This window comes from Kitasatospora phosalacinea (genome assembly GCF_000717185.1).
Taxonomy (GTDB): domain Bacteria; phylum Actinomycetota; class Actinomycetes; order Streptomycetales; family Streptomycetaceae; genus Kitasatospora; species Kitasatospora phosalacinea_A.
Genome location: NZ_JNYE01000178.1, coordinates 1 through 10,552, shown reverse-complemented (window position 1 = coordinate 10,552; position 10,552 = coordinate 1). Strand labels below are relative to the sequence as shown.

7 protein-coding genes and 1 pseudogene are annotated in these 10,552 nt (G+C 75.2%); 5 read left to right on the top strand and 3 right to left on the bottom strand.

Annotation, left to right across the window (positions count from 1 at the left end; genetic code table 11):
* Window positions 1-47 precede the first annotated feature (47 nt).
* A complete protein-coding gene (gene pabB, locus OO57_RS36960; RefSeq protein ID WP_033257232.1) occupies window positions 48-2,216 on the bottom strand; it encodes an aminodeoxychorismate synthase component I in 2,169 nt (722 codons plus the stop codon).
* Between the two features lie 92 nt (window positions 2,217-2,308).
* The gene (locus OO57_RS36955; protein WP_033257231.1) at window positions 2,309-3,022 is read right to left on the bottom strand and encodes a 50S ribosomal protein L11 methyltransferase; all 714 of its coding nucleotides are present in this window, start codon (window positions 3,020-3,022) and stop codon (window positions 2,309-2,311) included.
* A 256-nt stretch (window positions 3,023-3,278) separates the two neighbouring features.
* Here OO57_RS36955 and OO57_RS36950 point away from each other — a divergent pair, with 256 nt between their 5' ends.
* Window positions 3,279-5,147: a helix-turn-helix domain-containing protein gene (locus OO57_RS36950; RefSeq protein WP_158715375.1), complete on the top strand. Its 1,869-nt coding sequence runs from the start codon at window positions 3,279-3,281 to the stop codon at window positions 5,145-5,147.
* Window positions 5,148-5,154: 7 nt separating this feature from the next.
* On the opposite strand, the gene OO57_RS36945 is transcribed toward OO57_RS36950, so the two are convergent.
* Window positions 5,155-6,393: a transposase gene (locus OO57_RS36945; RefSeq protein ID WP_234337703.1), complete on the bottom strand. Its 1,239-nt coding sequence runs from the start codon at window positions 6,391-6,393 to the stop codon at window positions 5,155-5,157.
* Window positions 6,394-6,698: 305 nt separating this feature from the next.
* On the opposite strand from OO57_RS36945, the gene OO57_RS36940 reads away from it, so the two are divergent.
* From OO57_RS36940 to OO57_RS38920, 4 genes and pseudogenes are all read left to right on the top strand, one after another.
* The gene (locus tag OO57_RS36940; RefSeq protein ID WP_033257230.1) at window positions 6,699-7,685 is read left to right on the top strand and encodes an NADPH:quinone reductase; all 987 of its coding nucleotides are present in this window, start codon (window positions 6,699-6,701) and stop codon (window positions 7,683-7,685) included.
* A 161-nt stretch (window positions 7,686-7,846) separates the two neighbouring features.
* Window positions 7,847-8,326: an RrF2 family transcriptional regulator gene (locus tag OO57_RS36935; RefSeq protein ID WP_033257229.1), complete on the top strand. Its 480-nt coding sequence runs from the start codon at window positions 7,847-7,849 to the stop codon at window positions 8,324-8,326.
* Between the two features lie 66 nt (window positions 8,327-8,392).
* Window positions 8,393-9,619 carry an MFS transporter gene (locus OO57_RS36930; RefSeq protein WP_033257228.1) on the top strand — a complete coding sequence of 409 codons (1,227 nt, stop codon included), beginning with the start codon at window positions 8,393-8,395 and terminating at the stop codon, window positions 9,617-9,619.
* Window positions 9,620-9,880: 261 nt separating this feature from the next.
* A pseudogene (locus OO57_RS38920) lies at window positions 9,881-10,552 on the top strand (thiamine pyrophosphate-binding protein); the annotation flags it as partial.

Below are 10,552 nucleotides of genomic sequence, written 5' to 3'. Positions count from 1 at the left end.
GCGGGGGCTGGCGCGGGGCGGAGCGGGGCGGGGTGGGGTGGGCGGGGTCAGGGCAGGTCGGTGCCCAGGGGCGGGTCGGCGGGGGCGGGGACGGGGGCGTCCAGGCCGTCGGCACCGGTGAGGGCGAGGAAGGGCGCGGCCTTGACCACGGTCTCCTCCCACTCGGCGGCCGGGTCGGAGAGCGCGATGACGGCGCCGCCGACGCCGTAGCGCATCCCGGCGGGGGTGGTCACGGTGGTGCGGATGGCGACGCTGAGGTCGGCGGCGCCGGTGAGCGAGAAGTAGCCGAGGACGCCGGAGTAGACGCCGCGCGGGCCCTGTTCGAGCCGGTCGATGATCTCCATGGTGCGGAGTTTCGGGGCACCGGTCATCGAGCCGGGCGGGAAGGCGGCGCGCACGCACTGCACGGCGGAGCTGTCGGGGCGCAGCCGGGCCCGGACGGTGCTGACGAGTTGGTGGGCGCGGGCGTGGGTCTCGACCCGGAACAGGTCGTCGGCCCGGACGGTGCCGATCTCGGCGCAGCGGCCGAGGTCGTTGCGGACCAGGTCGACGATCATCAGGTTCTCGGCCCGGTCCTTGGCGCTGGCCGCGAGGTCGGCGGCCAGCCGGGCGTCCTGTTCGGGGGTGTCGCCGCGGGGGCGGGTGCCCTTGATCGGGCGGGACTCGGCGGTGCGGTGCCGGTCGATCCGCAGGAAGCGCTCGGGGGAGGTGCTGAGGACTGCGGTGCCGGGGAAGTCGAGGAGGGCGCCGAGCGGGCTGGGGCTGGTGCGGCGCAGGAAGCGGTAGTCCTGCCAGGTGTCCCGGGGGCCGTCGGCGCGGAGCGTGTTGGTGAGGCAGATCTCGTAGCTCTCGCCGGCCGCTATCTCCTCGGCGCAGGCGTCGATCAGGTCGAGGTAGTCGGTGCGTTCGTGCCGGGGCCTGGGCGCGCCGGTGGGTGCGGGCGGTACGGGCGGTACGGGCGGTGCGGTGCGGCCTGGGCGGCCTGCGCGGTCGGCCGGTTCGGGGAGGGTGGCGAGGGCGCGGGCGGCGGTGTCGAGCCAGCGGCGGGCGGGTCGCTCGTCGTCGTCCTCGGCGAGGGCGAGCAGGTGGGCGGTGCCGGTGGCGTGGTCGAGGACGAGGGCCCGGGTGGTGAAGGCGAGGACGGCGTCGGGGACCTCGGAGCGGTGCCGCAGGCTGCCGCCGCACTCGGCCTTCAGTTCGTAGCCGAGGTAGCCGACCCAGCCGAGGGCGAAGTCAAAGGGCAGGTCGGGCAGTCGGGTGTCGAGCGTGGCGAGGTCGTGCTCCAGCCAGTCGAGCAGTCCGGAGCGGACGGTGCGGGTGCCGGTGGCGGTGCGGACGTCGAGGGTGCCCGTCCAGGCGTCGGCGCGGACCACCCGGCCGAGCGGTCCGGAGGCGTCGCCCATGATCGAGTAGCGGCCGTCGGCGCTGTCGGGGCGGGTGGAGTCGAGCCAGTGGGGGTGGTCGCCGTGCCGGAACAGCCGGGCGTAGGCGGCCTCGCCGTCGCCGCGCAGCGGCAGGGTGCGGGTCAGCACCCGCAGGCGGCGGCGTTCGGGGGCGGGCGCGGTGCGCGGGGGCGCCGCGGGGGCGGCGGGCCGGGCGGCGGCCGGGCGTCCGGTGGGGCGGGCGCCGTGGCGTCCGGTGAAGCGCTCGGTCAGGCGGCGGAAGTTGGCGAGCAGCGCGTGGCCGTGCTCGCCGCCGATCGACTCGGGGTGGAACTGGACGCCCCACTGCGGGCGGGTGCGGTGCCGCAGGCCCATCAGGACGCCGTCCGGGGTCCACGCGGTGGCCTCCAGCTCGGCGGGGAGCCGGTCGGCGGCCAGTGAGTGGTAGCGGACGGCCGTGAACGGGGACGGCAGTCCTTCGAACAGGTCGGTGCCCAGGTGCCGGACGGGTGAGGTGCGGCCGTGGAAGGGCTCGGGCGCGCGGCCGACCCTGGCTCCGTACAGCGCGGCCAGGCCCTGGTGGCCCAGGCACACACCGAGGGTGGGCAGGCCACCGTCCGCCAGGACTTCGCGGCAGACCCCGAAGTCCTCGGGGCGGGTCGGGTCGCCGGGGCCGGGCGAGAGGACGACGTTGTCGAACTCGGCGAGGTGGCGGGCCTGCCAGCGCGGGTCGTTGTTGACGATGACCTCGGGCTCGCGGCCGTTCACCTCGGCGAGGTAGTGGAAGAGGTTGTAGGTGAACGAGTCGTAGTTGTCGATCAGCAGGGTGCGCACGTTTCTTCCCGTCAGGAGCCGTGTCCGGCGGTGGTGTCCGCCCCCGGCGGGGCGGGTCGTCGCGGTGGTGCTAGCGGGCCGTCGCGGTGGTACTAGCGGGCCGCCGCGGTCACTTCGATCAGCAGGTGCTCGACCTCCTGCGCGCCCTCGGCGAAGCGGCCCTCGCGCACCACCCGCAGGTGGCGGCCGCACTCCTGGGCGGTGCGGGTGAGCCGCTCCAGGTTCCCGCGTTCGCTGAAGTGCAGCAGCACCCGGCCGCCGGGGGCCACCCGGTGGACCGACTCGGTCAGGAAGCGCCGGTGGGCGGCGTAGCCGGGGTCGACGTAGCCGCGTTCGTGCACGCTGCGGTAGCGGTAGTCGGCGGGTGCGAGCACGTAGTTGGAGTGCCAGTAGACGAGGTCGAAGCGCTCCTGGGGGTCGAGGTCGGCGAACAGGTCGCTGTGCACGGCGCGGAGCTTGTGGGTGACGCCGTGGCGGCGGGCGTTGAGCGCGGCGTTGCGGACGGCGGCCTCGTTGATGTCGGCGGCCACCACTCGTTCGTGCCCGGCCAGTGCTCCGGCCACCGCGATCACGCCCGTTCCGCAGCCGATCTCCAGGAACGAGCCGGTGCGTCCGGCGGCCCGCGGGTCGTCCAGGCCGAGCAGGCGCAGCGAGATCTCGGTGGTCGGCGAGTAGACCGGCGCGAAAACCCCTGGCAGCAGGTCCCATTGGCGGCCGCAGAGGGCGAAGGTCGCGGGCCGGTCCGGGGCGTCGAGCGCCTCCCGGCTGCGTTCGAGGGAACGCCGGTAGTCCTGCAGTGCCTTCATCGCGTGTGTCCGTACCCCTCACTCGCCAGCAGGGCGTTGGCGCCCTGACCACCGCTGCGGCGGCCCCTTCTCATCCTGCAAAACCGGCCCGACCGGCGGGAAGGTGACCCGGCAACACACCGGAAGGGTCCGGGCGGTGCCTGGTCCACCGTCCAGGATGCGGTTCGGACTGCCGCATACCCAGAGTGACGTGATAAACACATCATCATGCCTGGCATGTGCCGGGAGAGCGCGTCGTCACAGGTGGGGGTCCCGCATGGCTCAGCAAGGTGCCTCGACTCGGCCGGACGCACTGACCGTCCTGAACCTGTTGGTGACCGAAGCACCGGTGGCGCACATCGAGTCACTGCTCGCCGAGGCCGTGCGCCAGGGCGCGCGGGAGTCCGAGCGGGCGGCGCTGGAGCGCGCGGTGCGGATCGGACTGGACATCTGCGCCCAGCGGGGGGCGCGCCAGCAGCGCGAGGCCCGGCTGTCCGCGCTCCTGAGCGCCGCCCAGGACCTGCTCGTGCCCACCTCGCTGGACGGCGTGCTCCAGGTCGCCACCCGGCGCGCACGCCTGCTGCTCGGCGCCGACATGGCGTACGTCAGCTTCCCCGGCCCCGACCCCGGCATGGCCCACATCCGGGCCTCCGACGGCCACACCTCGACCCTCAACGTCGGCCTGCGCCTGCGCGGCGACGTCGGGCTCGGCCACTCCGCCGTCAACAACCTGGCACCGGCGTGGACCCCCGACTACCTGGACGACGACCGGTTCCGGCACGACGAGGACATCGACGAGGTGGTCCGGGCCGAGACGCTTCGCTCGGTCATGGCCGTCCCGCTCAGCCGGGGCTCCCAGCCGTTCGGCGCGCTGTACATCGCCGACCGCAACGTGCGGCACTACACGCCCGAGGAGATCGCCACCGCCAGCCTGCTCGGCGAACTCGTCGGCCTGGCCGCCGGACAGACCGAGGTCCTGGAGGAGTCCCGGGCCGCGCTGCGCGCCCTGGAACGGGAGCACCAGCGCACCACCGAGACGCTGCGGGAGCTGGCCGAGCACCGGCGCGCCCACCACGAACTTCTCGAACACGCCCTCACCGAGGACGAGTTGCAGCCGCTCGCCGAACTGATCGGCCAGCACCTGGACGGCCCGCTGCGGATCCACGCCGCGGACGGCAGCGTGCTCGCGGCGGTCGGCCACCTCCCCGACACCGACGCGGCCGCCGCCGAGACCCAGGCCGCCAAGCAGCCGGTGCACACCGCGGACGGCCTGTGGGCGGTCCAGGCCACCGCCGGGGGCGAGGTGCTCGGCAGCGTGGTCGCCCGGCCCGGCGCGGCGGCGGACGGGCACGGGGAGGAACTGCTGGGGATCGCCGCCCAGGCGGTCGCCGTCCAACTGCTGCGCACCGGCGACCCGGCCGCCGTCCGCGGGCGCAGCCACGACGAACTGCTGGAGGACCTGCTCTCCGGCACGCAGCGCCCGCCGCAGCAACTCCAGGAGCGGGCCCGCCGCCTGGGCGTCGACCTGTCCCTCCCGCACCTGGTCGTGGTGCTCCGGCCGGAGGCCCGCGCGGCCGGCCGGGCCCGCGCCCTGGTGACCGGGCTGGCGCAGCGGCGCAACGGGCTGTGGGCGATGCACAATGGCGACGTGGTGCTGCTGCTGCCCGGCACCGCGCCCGGGGCGACCGCCCGCGCCGTCCTCGGCGAACTCGCGCCCCAGCTCGGCGAACCGGTGACGGTCGCCGGGGCGGGCCCGGTCTCCGACGCCCCGTCGGTCTACCACTGCTACCAGGAGGCGCTGCGCTGCCTGGACTCGATGACCGCCCTGGAGATCACCGGCCGCTCGGCCTCCCCCGGCGAACTGGGCTTCCTCGGCCTGCTCCTCGCGGACACCCGGGACGTCCCCTCCTTCGTGGAGTCGGTGATCGGCCCGGTGCTCGACTACGACAAGCAGCGCTTCACCGACCTGGTCCGCACCCTGGACGCCTACTTCGAGACCGGCGGCAGCCCGACCCGCGCCGCGCAGAAGCTGCACGTGCACCCCAACACGGTCGCCCGCCGCCTGGAACGGCGGCGGGCGGCGGGCGGCGGGCGGCGGGTTGGCGGGCGGCGACGGTTCGCCGGCCGCCGAACCGTCGTCAGCTGACCCGACGTCAGCTGACCCGGCGCAGGGTCCGGCCGCCGGTGTGGGCGAGGGCGGCCACCGCGTGGGCGGCGGAGGCCAGGGTGACGTGGCGGTGCCAGCCGTTGAACGAGCGGCCCGCGTAGTCGCGTACGCCGGTGCGGTCCGCGATCTCCTCGAAGTCGCGCTCGACCCGGCCGATCAGCTGGCTCAGCCGGAACAGTTGCGCCGGGGGGAGGTCCGGCAGGTCGGTCAGCCACAGTTCCTGCGGCCAGCGGCGGCCGGGGGTGCCGGTGCCGAGCAGCAGCAGGCCGCCGCCCCGGGCGAGCCGCTGGGCCGCCCCGGCGCGGACGGCGGGGTCGCCGGCAGTCCGGACGCGTACGGCGCCGACCAGGGCGGTGGCCGGGCCGCCCTCCCGGTCGGGGTCGTGCCAGGCGACCACCCGGCGGCGGTCGCTCCAGGCCCCGGCGATCCGGTGGGCCGGCATCACCTCGTTGCCGGAGGAGCCCGCGCCCGCGACGCCCTCGGCCGGGCGGAGCAGCAGGGTGCTGGCGATCCGCAGCACGAACGGGAGTCCGGCCGCGCGCAGCAGGTTGACCGCTTTCGCGCCGTCCAGTTCCCGGACGTCCATCACCACCGGCAGGGTGGGCAGCCGCCAGTCGGCGGTGAGTTCGGTCACCGCTTCGACGGCGCAGTCCTCCAGGGTGCGGCTGGTGACGCTGGCCGGGATGGACGCCTGGCTGCGCCGGGGCACGTCGTCCAGCCAGGCCCGGGAGAGGTGCAGCCGCCAGTTGACCGGCATGCTGACGTCCGCGGAGGCGGACCAGACGCCGACCGCCTGCTGGGCGTTGAGCACCTGGCCGACCGAGGAGATGAACTGGCGGTCCACGCCGACGGAGTGCTCGCCCGCCTTCGGGATGACGGTCTGCTGCACCACCCAGGCCTGGGGCGGGGCGACGGCGCGCAGGTAGTGGGCGAGGGCGGCCCGGACCGGGTCCCAGTCCCAGGTGGAGCTGCTGATGAAGTGGTGCAGGTTCTGCTCGGTGGCCTGTCCGCCGATCAGGCGGGCGATGTTGCGGACCGACTTGCGGCCCTGGGCGCCGAGCAGGCCGCGCAGGTACTCGGTGCCCTTGCGGCGCTGGTCCGCTCTGGGGAGTGACGCGAAGAGCACCGCGCCCAGTTCGGAGAGGATGATGTCATGGGAGCTGTCGAGCAGCCGAGAACGACCGGGCGCGAGCGTGTCCCTGAGGTGCGGGGCGAAGTCGCTCATCGAGATCTCCAACCTCCACGTGGCGGTGCCTTGTTCGGATGTTCCGACGTTAGGCAGGCGTCCGCCGCCCGGCCCAGGTGCACCGGTCACACGGCTGCCGGACGCGCCTATGGCGGGACCACCGGGCGCCGGGGCGGCGGGCGGGCCCGCGGGCGGGTCGGCGAGGCCGCAGGTGGCGGGCGGGCGGGCCCGGGAGGGCCCGGGTGTGTCAGGACCATCAGGGGGTGGGGGGACGGGGCCGCGAGTTGACGGACAACCGGTCCGATCCGCGGCGCGGGCCCGGCCCGGTGGAAGACTCTGCGGGCATGCGAGCAGCCTTCATCGAGACCCTCGGCGCGCCCGAGGACATCCGGTACGGCGACCTTCCGGCGCCCCGGACCGGCCCGGCGGACGTGCTGGTGGACGTGGTCGCGACCACCGTCAACCCGGTCGACACCTTCGTGCGTTCCGGGGTGTTCCGCACCGCGCTGGACTTCCCGTTCGTGGTGGGCCGCGACCTGGTCGGCACCGTCGCCGCGGTCGGCCCGCTGGTGAGCGGTTTCGCGGTCGGCGACCTGGTGTGGAGCAACAGCCTGGGCCACGCCGGGCGCCAGGGCGCGGCCGCCGAGCGGGCGGCCGTTCCGGCGGACCGCCTGTACCACCTGCCCGCCGGGGTCGACCCGGTGCGGGCGGTGGCCGTGGTGCACCCGGCGGCGACGGCGTACCTGGGCCTGTTCACGCACGGCGGGCTGCGGGCGGGGCGGACGGTGCTGGTGTGCGGCGCGGCCGGGAACGTGGGCGCGGCACTGGTGGCCCTGGCGGTGGACGCGGGGGCGCGGGTGGTGGCCACCGCCGCCGCCCGGGACGCGGCGTACTGCCGGGAGTCGGGTGCCGAGGTGGTGCTGGACTACCGCGACCCGGCGCTGACCGGGCGGCTGGCCGAGGCCTGTCCGGACGGGGTGGACCTGTACCTGGACACGTCCGGGGTGAACGACCTGGCCGCGGCCGTCGGCCTGCTCGCCCCGCGCGGCCGGATCGTGCTGCTGGCGGGTGCGGCTTCCCGGCCGGTGCTGCCGGTGGGGCCGCTGTACATGAAGGACTGCTCGATCGCGGGTTTCGTCATCTCGCACGCGACCACCGCCGAGCTCGCCGCGGCCGCGGCCGCGGTGAACCGCCTGCTGGCCGCCGGGCGGCTGCGGCCCCGGGCGGTGGAGGTGCTGCCGCTGAGCGAGGCGGCGCGGGTGCACGGCCGGATGGAGCGCGGTGAGCTGCACGGGCGGCGGGTGGTGCTGCGGCCCGGCGACCGGGCCTGACCGCGGCCGTTCCCCGCCTCGGGCTTCCGGACGTCCGGACGTCCGGGCCCACGGGCCCACGGGCTGCCGGGCCTCCGGGCGTCCGGTCGGACTTGACATACTTTTCGGCAACTCGGGCTTTCGGCGTGCCCCGTCGATTCTGGATGTGTAGTGTCCTGAATATGCGGATGGGAGAGGGAGTCGAGTGGGGGCTGCACTGCTGCCTCACACTGGCGTGGATCGACGCCGACCGGCCGGTGCCCACCGCCCGGCTGGCCACCTGGTTCGACCTGCCCCCGGCGTACCTGCACAAGCGCCTGCAGGCGCTGGTGCGGGCCGGGGTGCTCAGCTCCACCCCCGGCCCGAAGGGCGGCTTCCGACTGGGCCGCCGCCCCGAGCAGATCACGCTGATGGACGTGGTGACCGCCCTGGAGGGCCCCGACGACGTCTTCCGCTGCACCGAGATCCGTCGGCGCGGCGAGGGCGGCGGGGCCCTCCCGCGCGAGTTCGCCCGGCCCTGCGGCGTGGCCACCGCGGTCCGCCGGGCCGAGCTGGCGTGGCGGCGCGAGCTGGCCGACCAGACGGTGGCCGACCTGATGGCCTCCGCACCCCCGGGCGCCGCCGAACGCGCCCGCCGCCACTACGCCCGCATGACCGGCTGACCCCCGCCCCGCCCGTCCACCCCGAACCTGCACCTGCACCTGCACCGATCCACGAGGAGAATCCGGATGTCCGATGTCTCGATCAAGGCCGGGCGCAAGGCCCCGCCCGAGGCCGGCGCACCGCCCCAGGGTGGTCTGTCCTCCACCCTGATCCTGGCCCTGGGCACCTTCGCCGTCGGAACGGACGCCTTCGTGGTGGCCGGCTTCCTGCCGTCCATGGCCGAGGACCTGCACGTCTCGGCGGCCACGGCCGGCCAGTCGGTGACCGTCTTCGCCGCGTCCTACGCCCTGCTCTCCCCGGTGCTGGCCACCGTGCTGGCCCGGCTGCCCCGGCGCAGCCTGCTGGTGGGCGCCCTGTTCGTCCTGGGCCTGGCCAACCTGCTCTCCGCGCTGGCCCCGACGATGGCGGTGCTGATCGTCAGCCGGGTGCTGGCCGCCGCGGGCGCCGCCGCCTACACGCCCAACGCCGGTGCGGTCAGCGCCTCGCTGGTGCGGCCCGAGCTGCGGGCCCGCGCCCTGGCCGTGGTGATCGGCGGCCTGACGGTCGCCACCGCGCTCGGCGTGCCGCTGGGCAGTGCCGCCAGCCACTGGCTGGGCTGGCGCGCCGCGCTGGGCACCGTGGCGGGGCTGTGCCTGCTGGTGGCCGTGGTGCTGCGCCTGGTGATGCCGCACCTGCCCGGCAACGTCCGGGTGCCGCTGCGCACCCGGCTGGCGGTGCTGCGGCGCCCGGCGGTGCTGGCCGTGCTGCCGCTGACGATCCTCGGCATGGGCGCCAGCTACACGGCGTACGCCTACAGCGTGCCCGCGCTGGAGGCGGTCGCGATCCCGGAGAAGGCCGTGCTGTGGATGCTCTTCCTGTACGGCCTCGGGGCGGTCGTCGGCAACCTCGGGGCGGGCTACGGCACCGACCGCTGGGGTTCCGCCCGGGTCCTGACGGCGGGTTACCTGGCGATGGTGCTCTCGCTGGGCGTGCTGGCCTGGCTGGCCTGGACGGAGACCTCCGTCAAGCCGCTGGTCGGCCTGCTGGTGCTGCTCTGGGGTGCCAGCAGCTGGTGCCAGACGCCGCCGCAGCAGCACCGCCTGATCGCGGTCGCCCCGCAGGAGGCGCCGCTGGTGGTGTCGCTCAACTCCTCGTCCATCTACCTCGGCATCGGCCTGGGCACGGTCATCGGGGGCGCCACCCTCGGGGCCGGCGCCGCGGCCGTGTACGGGCTGGGCGCGGCGATCGCCGCCGTCGCCCTGCTGTTCCTGCTGCTCACCCAGCGCACCGCGGCGCCCGCCCACCGGGGCTGACGCCGCGTCCGGTTCCGGCGGCCGCCCGCACAGCACGGCCGCCGGGCCCCCTTCCTGACGGTACGGCGTCGCACCCCCGGCTGAAACACCCCTCAGCGCGCGACGACCGACGGCCGGAACGGAGAGAGACCCTGCCGTTCCGGTTTCGCCGACACGACACCCCGGCCGTTCCGGGCACCGCGTACCACCACCGGCCCCGGCCGGGACAGCCCGTCCGCGCTCGACGCGGGCTCCCGTCGACGAAACTCAGAGGTTGTCCCGATGACCCAGCTCACCGATTCCCCCGCCGCGACCGGCCCCGCCGCGACCGCCGTCCCGGCTCCCGCCCGCCCCGCGAACGCCTCCTCGAACGCCCCCGGGGCCGTCCCCGCGAACGTCCCGCCCGCCGAGGGCGCGTACCTGACCGGGGCGGAGGCCCTGGTCCACTCGCTGGAGACGGTCGGGGTGGACACCGTGTTCGGCATCCCGGGTGGTGCGATCCTGCCCGCGTACGACCCGCTGATGGACTCCACCCGGCTGCGGCACGTGCTGGTCCGCTGCATGGCCACCTCCGGCCCCGGTGCGACCAACCTGGTCACCCCGATCGCCGACGCGTACATGGACTCGGTGCCGATCGTCGCGATCACCGGCCAGGTTCCCTCGACCATGATCGGTACGGACGCCTTCCAGGAGGCGGACCGGCCGAGATCCCGCGGGTGATCGCGGAGGCGTTCCACATCGCCGCCACCGGCCGCCCCGGCCCGGTCCTGGTCGACATCGCCAAGGACGCGCTGCAGAACCGGGCCCCGTTCCACTGGCCCGACGTCACTTCCCTGCCGGGCTACCGCCAGGTCGCCAAGCCGCACGCCAAGCAGATCCGCGAGGCCGCGAAGCTGCTGGTGAACGCCAAGCGCCCGGTGCTGTACGTCGGCGGCGGCGTGCTGAAGGCCAACG